This is a genomic window from Mesorhizobium sp. ESP-6-2, assembly GCF_020164675.1.
GTDB lineage: Bacteria > Pseudomonadota > Alphaproteobacteria > Rhizobiales > Rhizobiaceae > Mesorhizobium.
Map to the genome: position 1 here is coordinate 38,722 of NZ_JAIUGT010000001.1, position 20,872 is coordinate 59,593.

General features: G+C 63.2%; 20 protein-coding genes. 9 read left to right on the forward strand and 11 right to left on the reverse strand.

What is annotated here, in order from left to right; genetic code table 11:
• Positions 1-3: 3 nt before the first annotated feature.
• Positions 4-573, reverse strand: a complete 570-nt coding sequence (locus tag LB532_RS00175) for a TetR/AcrR family transcriptional regulator (protein ID WP_140643556.1) — start codon at positions 571-573, stop codon at positions 4-6.
• Between the two features lie 145 nt (positions 574-718).
• Here LB532_RS00175 and LB532_RS00180 point away from each other — a divergent pair, with 145 nt between their 5' ends.
• Together LB532_RS00180 and LB532_RS00185 are read left to right on the forward strand one after the other, a co-directional pair.
• Positions 719-2,032, forward strand: coding sequence for an efflux RND transporter periplasmic adaptor subunit (locus LB532_RS00180; protein WP_140643558.1), 1,314 nt, complete (start codon positions 719-721; stop codon positions 2,030-2,032).
• The gene (locus LB532_RS00185) at positions 2,029-5,112 is read left to right on the forward strand and encodes an efflux RND transporter permease subunit (RefSeq protein ID WP_140643560.1); all 3,084 of its coding nucleotides are present in this window, start codon (positions 2,029-2,031) and stop codon (positions 5,110-5,112) included. Before LB532_RS00180 ends, LB532_RS00185 begins: the two co-directional genes overlap by 4 nt.
• Positions 5,113-5,243: 131 nt before the next feature.
• On the opposite strand, the gene LB532_RS00190 is transcribed toward LB532_RS00185, so the two are convergent.
• Together LB532_RS00190 and LB532_RS00195 are read right to left on the reverse strand one after the other, a co-directional pair.
• Complete coding sequence (locus LB532_RS00190; RefSeq protein ID WP_140517911.1) at positions 5,244-5,708, reverse strand: L,D-transpeptidase; 465 nt, start codon at positions 5,706-5,708, stop codon at positions 5,244-5,246.
• Positions 5,709-5,980: 272 nt separating this feature from the next.
• A complete protein-coding gene (locus tag LB532_RS00195) occupies positions 5,981-6,142 on the reverse strand; it encodes a hypothetical protein (protein WP_181169556.1) in 162 nt (53 codons plus the stop codon).
• Positions 6,143-6,469: 327 nt separating this feature from the next.
• Here LB532_RS00195 and LB532_RS00200 point away from each other — a divergent pair, with 327 nt between their 5' ends.
• Positions 6,470-6,637 (forward strand): hypothetical protein, encoded by a 168-nt coding sequence (locus LB532_RS00200; RefSeq protein WP_140554276.1) that lies wholly within the window; start codon positions 6,470-6,472, stop codon positions 6,635-6,637.
• A gap of 84 nt (positions 6,638-6,721) precedes the next feature.
• Here LB532_RS00200 and LB532_RS00205 read toward each other — a convergent pair whose 3' ends face one another.
• Positions 6,722-7,423, reverse strand: coding sequence for a response regulator transcription factor (locus LB532_RS00205; RefSeq protein WP_140643562.1), 702 nt, complete (start codon positions 7,421-7,423; stop codon positions 6,722-6,724).
• A gap of 45 nt (positions 7,424-7,468) precedes the next feature.
• Here LB532_RS00205 and LB532_RS00210 point away from each other — a divergent pair, with 45 nt between their 5' ends.
• The gene (locus LB532_RS00210; RefSeq protein ID WP_181169558.1) at positions 7,469-8,242 is read left to right on the forward strand and encodes a response regulator transcription factor; all 774 of its coding nucleotides are present in this window, start codon (positions 7,469-7,471) and stop codon (positions 8,240-8,242) included.
• 158 nt (positions 8,243-8,400) lie between these two features.
• Positions 8,401-10,488, forward strand: coding sequence for a sensor histidine kinase (locus LB532_RS00215; protein ID WP_181169560.1), 2,088 nt, complete (start codon positions 8,401-8,403; stop codon positions 10,486-10,488).
• Between the two features lie 135 nt (positions 10,489-10,623).
• Here LB532_RS00215 and LB532_RS00220 read toward each other — a convergent pair whose 3' ends face one another.
• Both LB532_RS00220 and LB532_RS00225 read right to left on the reverse strand, forming a co-directional pair.
• Entirely contained in the window at positions 10,624-11,034 is a 411-nt protein-coding gene (locus LB532_RS00220) for a hypothetical protein (RefSeq protein ID WP_140643564.1), read from the reverse strand.
• A 136-nt stretch (positions 11,035-11,170) separates the two neighbouring features.
• Positions 11,171-11,407 carry a hypothetical protein gene (locus LB532_RS00225; RefSeq protein WP_224556286.1) on the reverse strand — a complete coding sequence of 79 codons (237 nt, stop codon included), beginning with the start codon at positions 11,405-11,407 and terminating at the stop codon, positions 11,171-11,173.
• Positions 11,408-11,474: 67 nt separating this feature from the next.
• Here LB532_RS00225 and LB532_RS00230 point away from each other — a divergent pair, with 67 nt between their 5' ends.
• A complete protein-coding gene (locus tag LB532_RS00230) occupies positions 11,475-12,677 on the forward strand; it encodes an aromatic ring-hydroxylating oxygenase subunit alpha (RefSeq protein WP_140643566.1) in 1,203 nt (400 codons plus the stop codon).
• 48 nt (positions 12,678-12,725) lie between these two features.
• Here the strand turns inward: LB532_RS00230 and LB532_RS00235 are convergent, their stop codons facing one another.
• Positions 12,726-14,144, reverse strand: a complete 1,419-nt coding sequence (locus LB532_RS00235) for an aminotransferase (RefSeq protein ID WP_140643568.1) — start codon at positions 14,142-14,144, stop codon at positions 12,726-12,728.
• A 337-nt stretch (positions 14,145-14,481) separates the two neighbouring features.
• Here LB532_RS00235 and LB532_RS00240 point away from each other — a divergent pair, with 337 nt between their 5' ends.
• From LB532_RS00240 to LB532_RS00250, 3 genes are read left to right on the forward strand one after another with little or no spacing between them, the layout of a single operon-like run.
• A complete protein-coding gene (locus tag LB532_RS00240; RefSeq protein ID WP_140643570.1) occupies positions 14,482-15,399 on the forward strand; it encodes an ABC transporter permease in 918 nt (305 codons plus the stop codon).
• The gene (locus tag LB532_RS00245; RefSeq protein ID WP_140643572.1) at positions 15,396-16,220 is read left to right on the forward strand and encodes an ABC transporter permease; all 825 of its coding nucleotides are present in this window, start codon (positions 15,396-15,398) and stop codon (positions 16,218-16,220) included. Before LB532_RS00240 ends, LB532_RS00245 begins: the two co-directional genes overlap by 4 nt.
• Positions 16,221-16,257: 37 nt before the next feature.
• Positions 16,258-17,331, forward strand: coding sequence for an ABC transporter ATP-binding protein (locus tag LB532_RS00250; protein WP_140643635.1), 1,074 nt, complete (start codon positions 16,258-16,260; stop codon positions 17,329-17,331).
• Here the strand turns inward: LB532_RS00250 and LB532_RS00255 are convergent.
• The 4 genes from LB532_RS00255 to LB532_RS00270 all read right to left on the reverse strand — a co-directional run bounded on the left by LB532_RS00255 (position 17,295) and on the right by LB532_RS00270 (position 20,787).
• Positions 17,295-18,605, reverse strand: coding sequence for a flavin monoamine oxidase family protein (locus tag LB532_RS00255; protein ID WP_140643573.1), 1,311 nt, complete (start codon positions 18,603-18,605; stop codon positions 17,295-17,297). The genes LB532_RS00250 and LB532_RS00255 overlap by 37 nt on opposite strands.
• Positions 18,602-19,702, reverse strand: a complete 1,101-nt coding sequence (locus LB532_RS00260) for an ABC transporter substrate-binding protein (protein WP_140643575.1) — start codon at positions 19,700-19,702, stop codon at positions 18,602-18,604. The genes LB532_RS00255 and LB532_RS00260 overlap by 4 nt, the downstream gene beginning before the upstream one ends.
• A 34-nt stretch (positions 19,703-19,736) precedes the next feature.
• Entirely contained in the window at positions 19,737-20,423 is a 687-nt protein-coding gene (betI, locus tag LB532_RS00265) for a transcriptional regulator BetI (protein WP_224556287.1), read from the reverse strand.
• A gap of 85 nt (positions 20,424-20,508) precedes the next feature.
• Positions 20,509-20,787: a methyltransferase domain-containing protein gene (locus LB532_RS00270; protein WP_224556289.1), complete on the reverse strand. Its 279-nt coding sequence runs from the start codon at positions 20,785-20,787 to the stop codon at positions 20,509-20,511.
• Between the last annotated feature and the right edge of the window lie 85 nt (positions 20,788-20,872).

Consider the following 20,872-nt stretch of genomic DNA (forward strand, 5'->3'; position numbering starts at 1 on the left):
CCGTCAGGGTCGCTTGGCCCGGGCAGGACCGACATCGGGCGATCCGGCGATTTCCAGCAGCGACGACACCAGCAATTGCCGCTCGTCCGGGGAAAGCACATCCGCGTCGAACAGGTTCATGCTGCGCAGGCCCTCGATGGCGAGATAGCAGACCAGCAGCGACTTGAGATCCGGCGTCTCGCTCTTCAGTCGTTGGAAGAGTTGTCGCTTGAAGGTCTTTATCGGCGACATGAAGTCCGGATCCTCGGCGATCGCCGAAAATATCCACGACGCCGATGGCTGCTTGTCCTCGCAATCCTTGGCCGAAAGCCTGATGTAGACGGCGAGCGGATTTGCGCCATTGTCGTTGCTGCTGGCGGTCTCCAGCGCCTGCCCGAATTCGCGCAGATAGCCTTCGACCAGACCCTGCATCAATTTGGCCTTGGTCGGGAAATTGTAGAGCAGTCCGCCCTTCGATACGCCGGCGCGGCTGGCGACGGCATCCAGGGACAGGCTACCGGGGCCGGATTCCCGTGCGACGTCCGCCGCCGCAGCGAGAATCCTCTCGCGCGAGTTCGTTCGTTGGGCTTTCATGGCGCCTCCCATGGCAAGCTTAGGCCCAATTGACAAGACCGTCCAGACGGTACAGTAAGACCGCGGTCATTTGAAATCGGGGCCCGCAGTCGATATGTGTCCCGATATCCGCGCTTCGCGCCGGATTTCGACTGAGGGGACTTCCTTGTTCAAGCGCATACTCCGTTTCGTTATCATCATTCTTGTGTTGGCCGTGCTCGTCATTGTGGTCGGCGGCATCGTCGGGTTCAATTTCCTGCGTGACAACGGCATCAAGCAATATTTCGCCACGATGAAGCCGCCAGCGGCAACCGTGTCGACAACCATCGTCAAGCCGTCGAACTGGACGCCGGGCATCGAGGCGATCGGCACGGTCCGCGCCGTGCGCGGTGTCGACCTGACGGTTGAGACCGCCGGCATCGTCAAGGAGATCCCCTTCCATGCCAACGAGAAAGTGGCGGCCAATGCGGTGCTGCTGCAACTCGACGACGCCGTAGAGCGCGCCGATCTCGCGGCACAGAAGGCGCAGGCGGCGCTCGATCAGACATCGCTGACCCGCGCGCTCGAACTGACCAAGCGCGGTGTCGGCTCGGACTCGACCCTGGACACCGCACGTGCGGCCGCGTCCGCTTCGGCATCCCAGGTCAACAGGCTTCAGGCAGTGCTCGACCAGAAGCAGTTGACGGCGCCCTTTGCCGGCACCGTCGGCATCCCGAAGATCGATCTCGGCCAATATCTGGCGCCCGGCACCGCCGTGGTGACGCTGCAGGATCTCGACACGATGCGGGTCGACTTCACGGTTCCCGAACAGCAACTGCCGCTGCTCAAGATCGGGCAGACGGTTCGGCTGGGCCTCAGTGGCGGCGACATGCCTTTTGCCGGGACCATTCGCGGCATCGACCCCAAGATCGACCCGTCCAGCCGGCTGGTGAACATCCGGGCGGAAGTCGCCAATCCCGAAGGCAAGCTGACCCCCGGCCAGTTCGTGCAAGTGCGTGTCGAACTGCCCGAGGAGCAGAATGTGCTGGCGCTGCCGCAGACGGCGCTGACCACCAGCCTCTATGGCGACTACATATTCGTGGTGCACCCGGCAAAGCCCGCCGAGGCGCAGCCGACCAAGCCGGAGGCGCAGCCCGCGGCGGCGGCGACCGACAAGCCGGCGGACGCCAAGCCCGCGGCCGATGCCAAACCGGCCGAAGCCGCGAAGCCTGCCGCCGACGCGGCAAAACCAGCGGACAAGGCGGCTGCCGATCAGGCCAAGCCGGCCGCGGGGGGCGAGCAGCCTGCCCTGGTCCTGTCGCAGGTATTCGTCAAGCCCGGCCGCCGCAACGAGGGCATGGTCGAGATCGTCGAGGGCCTCAAGGCGGGCGATGAGGTTGTCACGGCAGGTCAGAATCGCCTCTTCAACGGGATGTCCGTCAACGTCGACAACACCATCGACCCAACCAAATCGGCGAACAAGCAGGCCGACCAGCAATGAGCGTTTCCGATCTCTTCATTCGCCGGCCCGTCCTCTCCACGGTCCTTGCATGCATGATCCTGCTCCTGGGTTTCCAGGGCATATTCAGCCTGTCGATCCGCCAGTATCCGAAGGTTGACGAAACCGCGATCACCATCACGACGGCCTATCCGGGCGCCAGCGCCGATCTGATCCAGGGCTTCATTTCCGCTCCGATCGCGCGCGCTGTCGCCTCGACCGAGAACATCGATTACGTCACGTCGTCGAGCCGCCCGTCCTCCAGCACCGTGACGGTGCAGATGAAGCTCGGCTCCAACCCGGACGTCGCGCTGACCGAGGTGCTGTCCAAGGTCCAGGGCGTGCGCGGCACCTTGCCGGACGCCTCCAAGGATCCCGTCATCGTCAAGGGCACGGGCCAGCAGTTCGCGATGATGTACATCTCGATGCAGAACCCGAACATGACGAAGGAGCAGCTGACCGAGTATATCGAGCGCGTCATCAGGCCCCGCATGTCGACGGTCGAAGGCGTCGCCGACGTGCAGATCTTCGGTGCCCAGGAATACTCGATGCGCGTCTGGATCGATCCGGTCAGGCTCGCCGCGCGCGGCGTGACGGCATCGGAAGTGCTGACAGCGATCAACAACTCCAACTTCCTGTCGGCACCCGGTAACACCGAGAACGAATATGTCGTCTCCTCGATCACCGTGCGCTCGACGCTGCAGACGCCTGAAGCCTTCGCCGAGCTGCCGCTGCGCTCGACCGACGGCAATGTGGTGCGGCTGCGCGATGTCGCCCGCGTCGAACTGGGCGCCGAGAACACCGACACCAGGGTCTCCTTCAATGGCAAGCCAGGCACCTTCCTCGCCATCTTCCCGACCCCGGCTGCCAATCCTCTGACCACAGCGGCGGCGCTCACCAAACTGGTGCCTCAAATCCAGGAGACGTTGCCGAAAGGCATGACGATCGAGATCGTCTACGACGCGACCGGACAGATCAGCGCCTCGATCGACGAAGTGTTCAAGACCATCGGCGAGGCTGTTGCCATCGTCGTCGTCGTTATCCTTCTGTTCCTTGGCTCTTTCCGCTCGGTGATGATGCCCATCGTCACCATCCCGCTGTCACTGATCGGCGTCTGCTTCCTGTTGTTCGCGGTGGGCTATTCGATCAACCTTCTGTCGCTGCTCGCCATGGTTCTGGCGATCGGCCTCGTCGTCGACGACGCCATCGTGGTGGTGGAGAATATCCACCGCCACATGGAAGAGGACCACATGTCGCCGATGCAGGCGGCCTTCAACGGCATGCGCGAGATCGCCACCGCTATCGTTGCCATGACCATGACGCTGGCCGCGGTGTTCGCGCCATTGGCCTTCACCGGCGGCCTGACCGGCGCGCTGTTCCGCGAATTCGCGGTCACGCTTGCCGGCTCGGTGGTGCTGTCGGGCGTGATCGCCATCACCATCACGCCAATGATGTCGGCGCGCCTGCTGAAGTCCGGCACGCCAGGCCGTTTCCAGCGCATTGTCGACGGCACTTTCGCGCGGGTCGAGCACGTCTATGAGCGGGCCGTCACGGGGTCGCTCAACTATCGCCCGCTGACGCTGATCATCGTGCTGGCGCTTGTCGGGGTGACCGGCTTCATGTTCACCAAGACCTCAACCGAACTGGCGCCGGAAGAAGACCAGGGCTTCCTGCTCTCGCTTGTAACGGCGCCGCGTTACGCGACATCCGACTACACCGAGACTTACGTCAACCAGATGCTCGGTCTGGTGAAGGATATTCCCGAAACGCGGGCGCAGTTCTCGGCCGTCGCGTTCGGCGGCACGACGAACAGTGCGTTCGTCGGTTTCGCCTTCAAGGACTGGGCGGAGCGCAAGCGCAACTCGAAGGAGCTGCAGGCCGACATCACAGCCCGTCTCGCCAAGGTGGCGGGCGTCCAGGCCTTCGTCTTTGCGCCACCGACGCTGCCGGGCTCCGGCGGCGGCCTGCCCATCGCCCTGGTGGTGCGATCGACCGGCGACTCCTCGGAAGTGTACGACGTGGCCGAGAAGATCAAGAACAAGGCACAGGCCTCCGGCCGCTTCATCGTCGTGCAGAATTCGATGGCCTATGACGCGCCGCAGGTGACGGTGACCATCGATCGCGACCGCGCCGCGGCGCTGAACCTGCCGATCGCCGATATCGGCCGGACGCTGACGCTGCTGGTCGGCGGCGCCGAAGTGGCGCAGTTCGACCGCGACTCCAACAGCTACGACATCATCCCGCAGGTGCCGAAAGAATTCCGGGACAATCCCGAAAAACTCGGCGAATACTTCGTGCGCAGCGTGACGGGCGAGATGGTGCCGCTGTCGGCGGTGGTGAAGATCTCGACCAATGCGTCGCCGGCCGCGATCGAGCAGTTCAACCAGCTGAATTCGTCGACCATCTCGGCGCTGCCGCTGCCCGGCGTCACCACGGGCGACGGATTGAAAGTCCTCGAGGACATCGCCAGGGAGAGCCTGCCCGACACCTTCTTCATCGACTATTCGGGCCAGTCCAGGCAGGAGAAGGAACAGGGCAATACGATCCTGATCGCTTTCGGGGCGGCCGTCATCGTCATCTATCTGGTGCTGGCGGCGCAGTTCGAAAGCTTCCGTGATCCGCTGATCATCATGATGGCGGTGCCGCTGTCGATCTTCGGCGCCATCGTGCCGCTCAATCTCGGCCTCGGCACACTCAACATCTACACGCAGGTCGGACTGATCACGCTTATCGGCCTGATCACAAAGCACGGCATCCTGCTGGTCGAGTTCGCCAACCAGCAGCGCGAGATCCACGGTATGCGGCGGCGCGACGCCATCATCGCTTCGGCCAAGGTGCGGCTGCGGCCGATCCTAATGACGACGGCGGCGATGGCGCTTGGCGTGGTGCCGCTGATCACGTCCAGCGGCGCCGGCGCCGCTGCCCGCTATTCGATGGGCCTCGTCATTTTCACCGGCATCCTGGTCGGCACCATGTTCACGCTCTTCGTCGTGCCCATGTTCTATACCTTCATTGCCAGCAAGGATCTGCCCGAGGTGGCAGAGAAGCCGGATCCCAAACTGATGCCGGCATTGCCGAACTAACAAAAACTAACAAAAAAAGAGGCCGGAACACCCCGGCCTCTTTTTTTGGCTGTGCTCGACTACCGTGAAAAACATGTTCCGGCGGGAGCCCTGAACGGATATGGCTGCTGTGCCGATCCGTTGCCAGCCAGCTACTTGACGATGACGATGCTGGTGTTGGCCGGCCCGAAGGTTTCGACGAGCTGGTAGAAATCGGCGGCATTGTCAGGATGCAGCCGCACGCAACCATGCGAGGCCGGCCGGCCAAGCCGCTTGATGGCATAGGTGGCGTGCACCGCATAGCCGCCGCTGAAGAACACCGAATGCGGCATCGGCGCGTTGTCATACTTCTTCGAATACCACATTTCATGCATGCGCGTCGGCTTGAACGAGCCGGTCGGCGTCACATGCGCCCTGTCGCCGGTGGAAACCTTCCAGGCGAAGGCCGGGCGGCCGTCGACCGAGACTTCCATGACCTGTTGCGAAAGCGAGACGCGCGCCACGATCTTGTTGGCGGCATGCGCGGTACCCGTGCCGGCGCCGAACAGAAGTGCCGCGCCCGTCAGGGCAGCGGCGGCGGTGATGTTGATGAGCTTGGCGGAAATAGCAGTATGCATGATGTCCCTCTCTCTGCCGGTCTGGCCGGCCCAAATTCGATGAGCGGCTTATCCTTGCATCATGTTTCGGTGAGATTTCGTGAAACGCTCGTTTGTGTTTCGAATGTGTTTCCTCTGATTAACAGAACCTAAGCCAAAAATGGCGGACATCGAAGCTGTCAACTTGGACAGGACACGGCACATAGGTATTCAGCTCGAAACGAAAGTTCGAATTTCCCCAAGCTGAAAGACTGGAGCTCGATTTCGAAACTGATCTGCAACAAAGCGCTACTTCAGGCGGCATGAAGCGGATACAGGCCGCCGGCAGAGTTGACGTAACGAAAGCAGACGGCAACGACCACGGGAACGAAAACGAATATGTGGTCCTGGTTTCTCGGGATCAGCATCGCAGCAGCAGCCATCAGCGGCGCCGGCACGGTTGCCGACGGTTCCATGGCCAGCCTCGCGGCGATGAGTTCGAGTGAGATCTCAACCCTGCATACCGTCCTGTTTTGTGCCACGGTCTGGATTGTTCCAGCCTGCGCATCGTCCGGCTCAAGGCCCACTGGCGGGTTGGCCTTCGGCTGCTGGCATTGCGCGGCCCCTCCGGCAACTTGCTGCTGAGAGGACCGAAGGCCCGCGCCGTGACGGGGGGCTCCGTAGACGGCGCGGGCACTTCGGGAGTTCCTGAAGTATGCCGAGGCGTCACGCGCCCACCCAAGACGGGCGTTGGTCTTCGGAAAACAAGCCGCCGCAACATGAATTACTGGGGGATTGACGCAATGAAGACGAAACTTGCAGCTTCCGTGCTTTCGGCACTGCTCTACGCGCAGGGCCTGCTCGGCTTTGCCGGGCTTGCCACCGTGCTCTTGAAAGAGCGCGCACATGCAGGCGAGTTCGCGACAAGCGGCGACATGCCGTCGGGGCCATCGCTACTGGTGGTACGCTGAGCCGCATGGCAATCGGGCCCAAGGTGAAAAGCCGTTCTGGGAAATCCGATGTTCAGCCAGGGGAATGACGTGAGCGCCCGGCCGTCAATCGGCGAATTGCGCCGGCGGATCGAAACGGTAGCCGGCGCCGCGTATAGTGGTGATGGCTTCCGTATCGAGCTTGCGGCGCAGCCGCACGATGCGCGAATCGATCGAGCGGTCGAAGGCGTCGGCATTCTCGGCGGGCGCCGCCGCGATTATGTCGTCGCGCGTCAGCACCTTGCGGGGACTGGCCAGGAACAGCCGAAGCAGCGCCACCTGGCCGGGCGAAAGCTGCTCCTCCGTGCCCGAGCGGTGCATGACGATGGCCGACCTCAAATCGACGGTCGCGTTCTCCAGCACGATCAGTTCCTGGGCGGCCCTGCCCCGCCGCGTCAGCAGGCCGCCGACGCGGGCGGCGAGTTCCCTGACATTGAGCGGACTTTCGATGACGTCGGCGGCACCGAGCTCGAGCGCAAGCACCTTGTCGACGAGATCGGCCGGCCGGCAGATCAGGATGAAATCCGGCCCGCCCTCGCCACCCCCGCCTTGGTTGCCATAACGCCTGAGCAGATCACGCCCCTCCGCCTGGCTGAGGCTGTCACCGACGACGACGACGTCGACGTCCTTTCCGGCCAGCATCGATTCCGCCTCCCAGGGCTGGCGCGCCTGACGCACGTCGTGGCCCCGGCGATCGAGATGATCGGCGAGTTCGGTCGCCACCACGTCGGCGACGCAGATAAGCCCGATGACGGCGCGTGCGGCCATGTTTTCCAACCGTTTCCTGGCAACCCGATATGAGTGCTGGACATCATGTTTATACCCAATCTACTTTCCACCGAAAGTGGGAGCGAGCGCATCGTGCGGGCGAGAATTGTCATTGTCGAGGATGAGCCCGATCTGAGAGAGGCGGTTGCCGAATATCTCGGCGCCGCCGGCTATGACGTGGCCACCGCCGAAACCGCGGCCGCCGCGCGCAGCCTGGTCGAAACGCAGTCGTTCCATCTCGCCATCCTCGACATCGCCATGCCGGGTGAGGATGGTCTATCGCTCGGCCGCTGGTTGCGCTCGAGACTACCGATCGGCATCATCTACGCCACCGCCGCCGGCACCGCGCTCGACCGCATCGTCGGGCTGGAACTCGGTGCCGACGACTACATCGTCAAGCCATACGAGTTGCGCGAGGTGCTGGCGAGAGTCCGCAGCGTGCTGCGCCGCGTCCCGCAGCCAACGGAACCGCAGGACAGGAAAGCCGGGACGGGGCGCCGCTCCGTCGCCTTCGGACCGTTCCTGGCCGATCTCGACGGCAGGCTGGTCACCGGCGCCAACGGTGCGGTGATCGACATGGCCAAAAGCGAATTCGACGTGCTGGAGATTTTCCTCACCCGCGCCAACCGGCTTTTGACGCGCGCCGCGATCTCGGAGGCGATCGGCTTCACCGAGGATCCCGAATCCTCGCGCGCCGTCGACATCCGCATCATGCGCCTGAGGAAGAAGATCGAGGCGGACCCGGCCAACCCGAAATTCCTGCGCACGGTGCGCGGCGAAGGCTATATCTTCTCGCTGCCGGCCGGCGACGGCAACTGAGCGGGCGCGGGAGATTCCTCCTTCGCCCGTGCTGGTCTGTGGACGGATTCGACGCAATGCCTGCCGTCCAAAAACGCTCTCGGTTTGGGACAAGGCATAAAAACAAGGATTGAAGCGCGGCGCATGGAATCCGCTTGGCACCGCAACAATGGCTGAAAATGACCGCTGAAGCAGCAGGCACGGACATGCAAGACGGCCGGCAAGGCGCGGCGATGGCGGCAGTGCGTGTGGTCCGCCGGCTGCGCGAGGCCGGCGACTGGCAGCGCGAGATGGACGCCATACTGGAAACGCTGTGCCGCGCCATGGATTGCCAGCGCGGCATCCTGTTCCGCCTGCGCGAACTGCCCGGCCAGGGATTTGCCCAATCCGTCGCCGCCTACTGGATCGATCCGGTGTTCGGTGGCGAGCTGGCTTCGCCGACGGTGATCGTGCAGTCGATCATCAACGCCGACCCGTTGCTGGAACGCCTGCAGGAGGATGAACGGCAGGGCAAGATTTTCGCCGGCCATACGCGCGATCTCGAAGGCTTCCTGAGAGCCGATTTCGAAAAACAGAGCATTAAGTCGTTCCTGTCCGTGTCCGTTTTCGCGCACGGCCATCTCTGGGGGACGCTGGCGGTCAATGATTGCGTCGAGGAGCGCGAATGGACCGACGAGGAAGAGGCGACGCTGCACATCATCGCGCTGGCCATCGGCGATGCCATCGAACGCTCGCCCTCCGACGCCCACGCCAGCGAGGTCATCCGCCGCACCATGCTGCAGGCCTCGCTCGATGCCATCATCGTCATCGACGAGACCGGCTCGATCGTCGAATTCAATCCGGCCGCCGAGAAGATGTTCGGCTTCCTGCGCAGCGACATCCTCGGCAAGGACCTGCTCGATACCATCGTGCCGATCTACTACCGCAAGGGCTATGCTTCGGGAGCCGAGTATATGTCCGGGCGCGGCGCGCCGATGGTCGGACAGCGGCTCGAGACGGTGACCCAGAACGCCGCCGGCGAGATTTTTCCTATCGAACTGACGGCGACCGAGATGCGGGTCGCCGACCGCCGCCTGATCTTCGGCTCCATCCGCGACCTGCGCGACAAGCTGCGCGCCGAGGAGGAGATCAACCGGCAGCGCGAGAAGCTGCACCAGAACGAGAAGATGGCGGCAATGGGTTCGCTGCTTGCAGGCGTCTCGCATGAGCTCAACAACCCGCTGGCCGTGGTTGTCGCGCAGTCGACATTGCTGCACGAATTCGCCTCCGATCCGCAGACCAAGGTTCGCGCCGAGAAAGTGCGCGCCGCCGCCGAGCGCTGCGGCCGTATCGTCAAGAGCTTCCTGTCGATGGTCCGGCTGCATCCCACGGAGCGGGCCGAGACGGACCTCAACCAGGTGATCCGCGCGGCGCTCGAGGTGACCGCCTACGGCGCGCGCTCGAGCGGCATCATCATCGATACCGATTTCGCGCCTGGCCCGTTGCTGGCCATGGCCGACGCCGATCACGTCACCCAGGTGGCGGCCAATTTCCTCATCAACAGCCAGCATGCGCTGGCCGGCGTAGGCGGCGACCGGCTGATCAAGGTGCGGACCTTCCGCAGCGAGCGTGGCGATCCCGGTTTCTCGGTCGAGGACAATGGGCCTGGCGTGCCGGAAACGATCCGGTCCCGCATCTTCGAATCTTATTTCACCACCAAACCGGTCGGCGTCGGCACCGGCATCGGCCTGTCCATCTCGAAATCGATTATCGAGCGGCACAATGGCAATGTCTGGTTCGAGGAAGTGCTGCCGAATGGCGCCCGTTTCGTCGTCCAGCTGCCGGCCATTGCAGCCGGCATCGCCATTGCCGGCCAGAGCCAGCCGCGATCGAGCGGGCTGCGCCACGCCTTGATCATCGATGATGAGCCCGACGTCGCCGGTTCGCTCTCCGACATACTCGAACTAATGGGTATCAAGTCACGGATCGCGCTCGTCTGGGACACGGCCACAACCATATTGGCTGGCCACATGCCGCCCGACATCGTCTTTTCGGACCTGCGCATGCCTGGAACAAGCGGCATAACCATCTATCGAGAGTTGCTTACCGAAAGGCCGGAACTGGCGCGGCGTTTTGTGCTGGTCACTGGCGACCTGATCGGCGCCAAGGCCGAAATCGAGGCGTTGCCGCCCTTGCAGCGTCCGCAGATACTGGAGAAGCCGTTCAGCACGCTCGATGTGCGCAGCGTGCTTTCCGCCATTGCCGAACAGGCGGCTTTGAAGGGATAGGCCGCGCCAACCGGTATTAAAAAAAGGCCCCCGACCGACAAAGCGGCGGGAGCCGAAGGGAGCGCTGGACGCACTCGGGGAGCGCCGCGGCACGTTCCAAAGCGGAGCCGCTTCGGACCCATGTTTCAGTCGAACTCAGAAAATATTCGGCGTATTGGTCAGCGGCGCGGCATTGGCGATCATCCGGATCGCACGGGCTTTGTGGGCTCCGGACTGCTCGGCTATGGCCCGCAGGCAATCGACGCTCTCGGCGCCCCAAGCCTGACCCTTGCATGCAAAGTCGATCATCGGCATCGGCAGGCGTGCGGTTCTGGTGGTGGTCATTGCGCCGCCGACGACGTTGGCCGGTGGATTGAGCGAAGCAAAGGCCGGGCCGACCGTCGGCGCGAACGCCATGCCGGCGAAGGCGCAAGCAGCCAGCGCCATGAACATCGCCATGGGGTGGTCGCTGGCGCGCTGGCGCAACGCCAGCTTCGGGCGGCGGCTAATGCGCTCTGGAGCCTGGGACCGGCGGTCGTTGCTGGCAATCTGAACTTTCGCATGCATCATCATCCCCTTCGTTGACTTTCTTTTTTTGATAAAACGAACTTAGTCGCGCTCTGTATCAGCGGAAAGCTGGCGTGAATCTGACATTGTAACCGCTTTGAAACGGCACCCGCGGCCAAATCCCACCAACTGGGCATCACGCGCCCGCTTGCCGATCTCGGCTCGGCGGATCGGCAAGCGGGCAAAGACGCGCGGCGACGCCTTTTGCCTCGGCTTCCGCCCTGGCAGGATTTGCTTCGAAAACACGCCGGAACCAAGCTTTGAAACCCAGGTTAACGCCCGGATTCTCCGGGGTTTCGGGGCGAACCGTCACATCGGATTGGATTGAAATCGGCGCGCCAATTTTCTTTCGAAAATATGCTTGTTTCCACAAGCCATTGCATTTCAATGAAAAATATGATTATATTGAACGGATATTCAATAAAAAGAAGAGACGATTTATGAACCCGCATCTCCCTGACGTGGCCATTCCCAACGATTGGGACCGGCGGGGACTGCCTGGCTGGAGCTACCATTCCGATGCCCTCCTCGAACTCGAGAAGGAGCACGTTTTCCGCAACCATTGGCAGATCGCCGGACATGTCAGCGACATCCCTAACGCAGGCGACTACCTGGCCATGGACGTCGTCGGAGAACGCGCCCTGATCGTGCGCGGCAAGGACGGCGTCGTGCGCGGTTTCAACAATATGTGCCGCCATCGCGGCAGCCGTGTCGTCGCCGACAGCCAGGGCAACTGCAAGAACGCGCTTGTGTGCCCGTTCCACGGCTGGGTCTACAATCTCGACGGCACGTTGCGCGGCGCTGCCCGCCCGCGTTCCTTTCCCGATCTCGACAAGACCGAGTTCGGCCTGATGCCGCTCGATCTGGAGGTCTGGATGGGCTTCATCTTCATCCGCTTCCGCGCTGGCGGCCCGCAGCCGTCCGTCGCCGAGCTGATGAAGCCGATCGAGCCCGAATTCTCACACTACAAGGCCGCCGACATGGTGCCCTCCTGGGGCATCTGGACCCAGAAAACTCCGGTCAACTGGAAGTCGGTGCGCGACGTCGACAATGAGGGCTATCACGTCGCCATGGCGCACCCGGCCCTGCAGGACCTCTATGGCGCGACCTATTTCGACGAACCCTTCGTCAACGGCGTGTCGCGCTCCTTCGCCAGCTACAACCCGCATGCCGGCCGTCGCTGGAGCGTCAGGAACTACGTCAAGATCGCGCCGGAGCCGGCGCATCTGCCGGACTATCTGAAGAAGGCCTGGGTCTATTATGGCATCTTCCCCAATGCCGTCCTGTCGGTGATGCCGGAATCGGTGCAGTTCTATCAGGAGTTCCCGCTGTCGACGGGTGAGACCCTGCTGCGCGGCGCCATTTACCGCTGTCGCGACGAAAGCCGCGAGCAGGCTGCGGCCCGCTATCTCTCCTTCCGCATCGACCGCGACACCATGTCGGAGGATGTCCAGCTTTCGGTGTGGTCGAACGAATCCATGCTGTCGGAAGCCTTCGAGGGCTTTTACCTCTCAGACCTCGAATACGGAGTGCGCACCCACCACGACCATCTGCGCAGGCAGATCCCCGTGCTTGGGCTCGAAACGGCGCCGGAGGAGAAGGACATGTGGAACTTGAACGACGCGCTGCGGTCGCGTGGGTAAGCGGGCGCTGGAGCTGCTAATCTCCCCCTCGTGGGGGAAATCGGTTAATCACCCCCGCCACACGCCTTCTTTCCTCAAATCATCCATCGTGCGCGAAATGCCCTCGCGCAAAATGCCGACCATATCGTCGATCTGCTCGCGCGTGATGACCAGCGGCGGCGACATCACGCACATGTTGATCAGCGGCCGCACCAGCAGCCCGAGCTCGTGGCAATGCGCGTCGATGCGTTTGCCGACATTCTTGTCGAGCTGCAGCGGATCCTTGCTTTCGCGGTCGGCGACGCATTCGACGCAGCCCATCAATCCCAGGCCGCGCACCTCGCCGACCAGCGGCAATTCTTCCAGCGTCTTCAGCTGCGCCTGGAAGTAGGGCGCGACCGCTTGCGTGCGGGCGAGTATGCCCTGTTCCAGAAGGTCGAGATTCCTGAGCGCCACCGCGCAGCCGACCGGATGGGAGGTGTAGGTCAGGCCATGGCCGAACATCGCGTCGGGATGGTTCGACCGGCGCAGTTCCTCCAGCAGCCGTTCCGATATGATGACGCCGCCGAGCGGGAAATAGCCTGACGTCGCGCCCTTGGCGAAGGTGATCATGTCGGGATCGATGCCGAACACATCGCCGGAGGCAAAGACATGGCCCAGCCGTCCAAAGCCCGTCACCACCTCGTCGGAGACATAGAGGATGTCGTTGTCGCGGCAGATCTCGCGAATGCGCTTGAGGTAGCCGTCCGGCGGCACGATGACGCCGCCGGAGGCCTGCACCGGCTCGCCGACGAAAGCGCCGATCCGGTCAGCACCGACACGCGCAACGGTGTCGCGGAACTGGCCGACGAGGAAGTCGGTGAAATCAGCTATGCTCATGCCCTGCGGACGACGGAACGGATCGGGCGAGGACAGCTTGATCACCAGATCGTCGGCGCCGTCCATCCAGTCGCGGTCGCGGGGGCGGCCATTGAGCGAGGCCGACAGATAGGTCGAGCCGTGATAGGCGCCGCCGCGCGACAGGATCAGCTTCTTCTCCGGCCGGCCCCGCACATTGTTGTAGAACTGCATGAAGCGCAGCGCCGTCTCCACCGCCGAGGAGCCGCCCGTGGTGTAGAAGACGTGGCTGAGATCGCCGGGCGCGTGACCGGCTATGCGAGCGGCAAGTTCCGCCGAAGGCGCGTTCATCGTGTACCACGGCGTGTTGTAGGACAGCGCCATCGCCTGGTCGTACATCACCCTGGCGAGTTCCTCGCGCCGATGACCGACATTGACGCACCACATGCCGGCTGGCCCGTCGATCAACCGCTTGCCCGTGCCGTCGGTGATGTAGATGCCGTCGCCTTCGCCGATCAACGCGCGCGCTTCCGCGCCGACCGAACCGGCATACGGCCAGGGCTGGACGAGATGGCGCCTGGCCAACTCGACGGCATCGGCGGCTCCAGCTCCGGCCATTTCGCTCGCCTTCAGGTCCCTCGCAGCCGCCATCGTCATCTCCACATCATTCGTCGAATTCAGGATTTCGAAATTTGGCCGGCAGTGCCGGGAATTTCCGGCATAATCCGCACCATTTTGAATGTCCGTTCAATCAATATCTCAGAAATAGCGCTTGATTTCAATCCGCGGATGCGGGCATGATGAAAGAAAGCCGGCAAGCTCGGAGCGCGGTCAGCAAAAACTGGTCACCGGTTTTGCGTTCGATCGCGCTCCAAAACAAAATTGGGAACAAACCGCCGGCGCCAGTCCAATGGGATACCGCATGGCGGGACGCTCCAGGCCAGCAACCGAGATCACAGCCGGAGTCCTGCCCCCCCGGAGTCTGGCAATGACGGCGGCGGCGGAAGGGTCGCCCCCGTTGCGCATGACGCGGGCCAGACGAAATGCCCTTCTGCAATCCGAACCCGTGCAGGGCTTTGCCCTGATCAGCCCGACCTTTCTCTACGCGCTCATCCTCCTGGTCCTGCCGATCCTGGTGGTTATCGCCCACTCCTTCTGGACACAGAACTATCTGACCATCGACCGCACCTTCACGCTGGAAAACTACCGCATCGCCCTGACCGAGCCGATCTATCGCGATCTGTTGTGGCGCTCGCTGTATATCTCGCTGACGGTCAGCTTCTTCACCGTCGTCCTGGCTTATCCGATCGCCTATTTCATTTCCTTCCATGGCGGCCGCCACAAGAGCCTGTGGCTGTTCCTCATCACCATCCCGTTCTGGACCAGCTACCTGCTGCGCGTGATGTCGTGGAAGGTCATCCTCGGCTATAATGGCGTCTTGAACTCCGGGCTGATCGGCCTCGGCATCATCGACGAGCCGTCGACGGCGCTGCTCTACAATTCGAGCGCCGTCATCATCACGCTGACCCACGCCTGGGCGGCCTTCGCCATCCTGCCGATCTTCGTCTCGCTGGAGAAGATCGACCGGACCCTGGTGGAGGCGGCTACGGATCTCGGCGACGGTCCCTTTCGTTCGTTCCTGCGCGTGACTTTGCCGCTGTCGGCACCAGGCATCATCTCGGCGGCGCTGATCGTCATGATCCCAACGGTCGGCGACTACGTCACCCCCAAGCTCGTCGGCGGCAAGGACGGCGTCATGATCGCCAACGCCATCCAGGCGCAGTTCGGCAAGGCCTCGAACTGGCCGCTGGGCGCCGCCCTTTCCGTCACCACGATGCTGGTCGTGACATTGATGGCCGGCGCCACGGTGCTGGTCATCCGTGCCGCCCAGAGGCTTGCGCGATGAGCACGGCGCGACGTCTGCTGCCGGGCGGCTGGCTGTCGGCCTACGCCTTCCTCTATGTCGGCTTCCTTTATCTGCCCGTGATCTTCCTGCCGATCTTTTCGATCAACACGGCGGCCACACCGAAATTCCCGCTCACCGGCTACACCCTCAAATGGTACGAGGACCTGCCCAACACGCCGGCGCTGCTCGACGCCACCTGGAACAGCCTGATCGTTGGCGTCTCGGCGTCTGTCCTTTCGACGGTCCTCGGCATCCTCGCCGCCCGCTCGATCACCCGCTACCGCTATCCCGGCTGGCGAGCCATCAACGGTCTGATCATGGCGCCGCTCGTGCTGCCGGAAGTCATCGTCGCCATCTCGATGCTGCTGGTGATGCTGCAGCTCGGCTTGAGCCTCTCCCTGTTCACCGTCGTGCTCGGCCATGTCCTGGTCTGCATCCCCTATTCGATGACGGTGCTGACCTCCGGCTTCGAGGGCTTCGATCGCAGCCTCGAGGAGGCCTCGGCCGACCTCGGCGAGAGCGCCTTCGGCACCTTCCGGCGGGTGACGCTGCCGATGGTGGCGCCGGCGATCATCTCCAGCCTGCTGGTCTGCTTCACCATTTCGCTGGACGAGTTCATCATCGCCTTCTTTCTGACCGGTACCGAGGCGACGCTGCCGATCTATATCTGGGGCCAGTTGCGCTTCGCGGCCAAACTGCCGGGCGTGCTCGCGCTCGGAACGCTGCTGCTGGTCGCCTCCTTCCTGCTGATGACCGTCGCCGAAATCCTGCGCCGCCGCGCCGCCAGACGCACCCAGAACGAGGGAGGGCTTTATGCCTGAGCAGGTTTCATCCGGAGGAGCCCTGTCCGAACGGACGATGATCGAGATCAACGGCGTCACCCGCAGCTACGGCGCCTTCAAGGCGCTCGACGATGCCTCCTTGACCATTCGCGAGGGCGAATTCTTCTCGCTGCTCGGCCCGTCCGGCTGCGGCAAGACCACGCTGTTGCGCATGATCGCCGGCTTCGACAACCCGACCAGCGGTTCGATTTCGGTCGGCGGCCAGCCGATGGAAGGCATTGCCCCCAATCGCCGGCCGACCAACATGGTGTTCCAGAGCTATGCGATCTTCCCGCATCTCAATGTCGAGCAGAACGTCGCCTATGGCCTGAAGCGGCTGAAATTGCAGGCCGGCGAGGAGAAGCGCCGCGTCGAGGAGGCCTTGGCGCAGGTCTCGCTGACCGGGCTCGGCAAGCGTCTCGCCACCGAGCTGTCCGGCGGCCAGCGGCAACGCGTCGCGCTTGCCCGCGCGCTGGTGATGCGCCCGAAGGTGCTGCTGCTCGACGAGCCGCTGTCGGCGCTCGACAAGAAGCTGCGCGAGCAGATGCAGGTCGAGCTGCGCCGCCTGCAGCAGGCCGTCGGCATCACCTTCGTGCTGGTCACCCACGACCAGTATGAGGCGCTGGCCATGTCCGACCGCATCGCCGTGATGTTCGGCGGCAGGATCGCGCAGGTCGCCTCGCCCAAGGAGATCTACCAGCGACCGGTCAACCGCCAGGTCGCCGACTTCCTCGGCGGCATGAACTTCGTCAAGGCCGAGATCGTCGAGGAGAACGGCGGCTCGCTGGTCGTCGACACGCTGGGCTTCGGCCGTGTGAAGACCGACAAGCCGAAGGCCTTCGTGCGCAATGGCGGCGGCGCCACGCTCGGCATCCGCCCGGAGCGCCTGCGCGTCCTGTGGGACAACGCGACGGCCAAGTTCGAGGTTGCCGGAAAGGTGGTCGAACGCCACTATTTTGGCGAGATCACCCATTTGATCGTCGAGATCCCCGGCCTGGAAAAGCCGCTGTCGGTAACCGAGACCAACGATTTCGGCGCCGACGATATTCCGGTCGGCACTTCGATCCGCCTTGCCTACGATCCAGAAGCCCTGGTGGCGATGGCGGATTGACGGTCTGCGATGATCTTTCGCGCCGCTATGCGACCGGCAATGATCGCTCCTTCGACATAGCCGGGGAATGACGGCGACAGCTCCGACGATGCGAAATGAACAGGCGGCGCGCCGGCCAGGAGCATAGGCTCGGCATCGGTCGCCGCGACGTCGACGATGATGTCGCTGTAGCCGCCGCCGCTCCAGCGGTCATGCGTCCAGTCGCGCTGGGTGAACTCCGCGATTTCGGCCGCGTCGGGGCCGAGGGCTTTCACCAGTTTCCCGGTCACTTCGGCGCGCAGTGCCGCCTCGCCAAGCTCACCCCAGCGCAAGGCGAGCGGGCCGCCGACGAAGACGACCAGCGCCGCGTGGCCTTCATCCGGACTGGCATCGCAAGCGAACAGCCCCGGCGGGTCGCGCCACATCACCATGCCGCTCAAGCCGCGGCGGCGCCAGAAGGCAGCGGGGTAGCGCACCAGCACCTTGATCACGGCGCCGCTTTCCCAGATGCCGAGCGCCTTCGCCAGGGATTCGGGCAGAGCGGGCGTGAAGTCCAGTTTCGCCGCCATGACCGGGGGCACCGCGACAAGTGCCGCCCGCGCTTCAATGCCACCCGCCGCCGAGACGATGCGAACGCCTTGCGGTCCATGCTCAATGCATGAAACGGCTGCGTTGAGCCGCAGCCGGTCGCCGAGATCGCTGGCCAGGTCCTCGGCCACCGATTGCATCGTCTCGCGCAGGAAATACTGCAGCTCCGGCACCTCATTGGTGATGCGCCGATCATTGTCGATCAGGTGCCAAAGTGGCAGTTTCTCCAGCGCCAGGCACCACAGGCCTTCGATCATCGAGCGGAAGGCTGCCTTGGCGGCATCGGCATCGTCCTGCCGGTCGAGCCAGGCGGCAACGGTCAGCCCGGCAATCGAGGGATCGCCCGGTGCAATCGCGTTCATCCGCTCGCGGATCGCCATCGAGCCAGAATAGATTCGCTTCGCCTCGGCGGCGGAGATTGGCGGCTGGGCGATAACCGCGCCCTCGACGTAGGTTTCGACCAGCGTCTTGCCGCGCGCTTCGACAAGCGTCATCAGCTCCGGCATGTCCTCGCACAGAAACTGGCCGCCACTGTCGATGCGCTCGCCGGAGCCGATCTCCACCGATTCGACGCGCCCGCCGACACGGTCGCGCGCCTCGAGCAGCACGAAATCGACGCCGGCCTTTTTCAGCTCGAGCGCGGCCGACAGCCCGGTGAAGCCGGCGCCGATGATGACGACATCAGCTCTTGCGGATTCGCTGTTCAATAGCCGGCCTTGATCTTCTCGAACTCGGCGATCATCTTGAGCTTGAGCTGCGACGGCACCGGCGACTGGAACAGCGTCTTGTCGACGAATTTCTGCACATCGTCATAGCCTTTTTCCTTCAGCACGGCCTGATCGACGCCGGCCATGCCCTTGGCATTGGCTTGGCCATAGCCCCAGTCCTTGACCAGCACCTTGGCGGTTTCGGGATCGTTGACGGCGTTCAGATAATCATACGCCTTGTCGATATTGCCGGGCGCGTCCTTGAACAGCACATAGCCGCAGACCCAGGTCGAAATGCCTTCGTCAGTGTCTTTCTTGGCCTCGATAGGCACGCCGGCGGCGACCGACTGCACGGTGGCGTCGTTCCACGCCCAGGCAAGATCGACCTCGCCACCGCTCAAAAGCTGCACCACATCGGTTGTGTCGGTCCAGTAGGAGCGCACGTTCTTATGCACCTGGCGCAGGAAATCCGACGCCTGTTTGAACTGGTCGTCGGTCATCTTGGTCCAGTCCTTGACGCCGATGGCGAGGCTTGCCAGCGCATAGGCGTCGTCGACATTGTCGCCGATCGAAACCCGCCCCTTGAACTTCGGGTCGGCGAAAGCCTTCAGCGACTGCACGTCCTTGGCGTCGACCTTCTCGGAATTGTAGGTGAGCTGCGTATTGCCCCAGTCCCAGGGCATGAACCAGGCCTTGCCGTCGGCGGTCGTGGCGAGATCCTTCATCGCCATGATTCCGGGATTGAGATCTTTCCAGCCTGTGATCTTCGATGTGTCGAGCGGCTGCAGCAGGCCGGCCTCGCGCCATTTCACCACGCTCTGCGAGCAGGGATGGCCGAGATCGGCCTTGAAACCCGAGCGCACCTTTTCGAACGCCTCGTCCTCGTCGCCAAAGAAGGCGAAGGTCGGCGAATCGCCGTTCTTCTCGACATATTTCGGATGGAAGCTCGGATCCTCATAGCCGGACCAGTCGAACACGACCAGGTCCTTGTCGGCGGCAACCGCCAGGGCTGCGGCCGAGGCCGCCAGCACGCCAGTCAATGCCAGGGTCAATGTCAGGCGTCGGGCCAATGTCAGTCGCTGGATTGATATCTTCATTGCTGTTCCATCCTCTTTTATTTTATCGATTGCTTCATGCCTTGCGACGCGTGGCGGCTGCTCCCTGGTAATGTTTGGGGAATGCGGCCGACAGGAATTCATTGGCTGCCTGCAAGGCGCTCTCGCGGGTGGTGTCTTCGGTGCCCATCATCAAACGCAGCCACAGTCCCTCCAGCATCGCGCTGAGCGCCAGCGCCATGACCTGCGGCTCATAGGCATAGCCGCCGCTTTGCTTGAGCGTCGCGCAAAGCTCGATGAAGATGTTTTGGTAGACGGCATCGCGGGCGCTGCTCAGCGCCTGGTAGGTCGGCCGCGACTTGGCCTCGCCCCAGAAGGCGCACCAGGCCGCCAGCTTGCGCTTGTTGCAGATCGAACGGTCGAAATCGGCCGCGACCAGGGTCCGCAACTGGTCGGCGGGGTCGTTCCCCGCTTTCTCCAAGGCATTGCGCCAATGCGCCGAGTACTCGTCATACATATGTCGCAAGGTCGCGATCAGCAGTTTTTCCTTGCTCTCGAAATGGAAATTGACGATGCCGCGCGAGAGGCCCGCGCCATCGGCGACGTCGGCCATTGTCGTCTCCGAATAGCCGCGCTTGGCCAGCGAATCGATCGTCGCCTCGATCAGCTGAAGCTGCCTGACCTCCTTGGAGGCCTTGCGCCCGCGTTTCTCGGGTTCGCTCGATGCCTCGGCGGACTGCTCTTGGCGTGCTGCAATTTTCATGGGTGCGGTCATGCTCCACATCGCCGGCTAGCCGACCATCTTCGGTTTTTGCCCGCGAAGATGAGTGGGACGGTGCTCGCCACTGTCAAGCACCTTCTGCATGGCCTCCCAGGTCGATCACCGGCCGCTCGACATCGAAGCCGGTGACGTGCGCAGCGCCATGCCGTTCGATCAGATGCAGCGTGATGCCTCCGGACCCGCAGCCGATGTCGAGGATGGTCTTGCCTGCGAGCGAAAGTCCCTCGAGCACGCGGTCGACTTCGTCGGGCCCACCCGGCGACAGGTACCCGTCGCCCCAGAGCGCCTCGAGGAAGCGGATGGCGGCATCGTCATACTCCGGCTCGGCCTCGGCCGTTTCGATCATCAACCTCGATCCCCAATCGATGAATATCCGTCTCGAACGCCTGCAAAGCCTAGCCCATGTCTGGGAAAACGCAACATCATTTGTT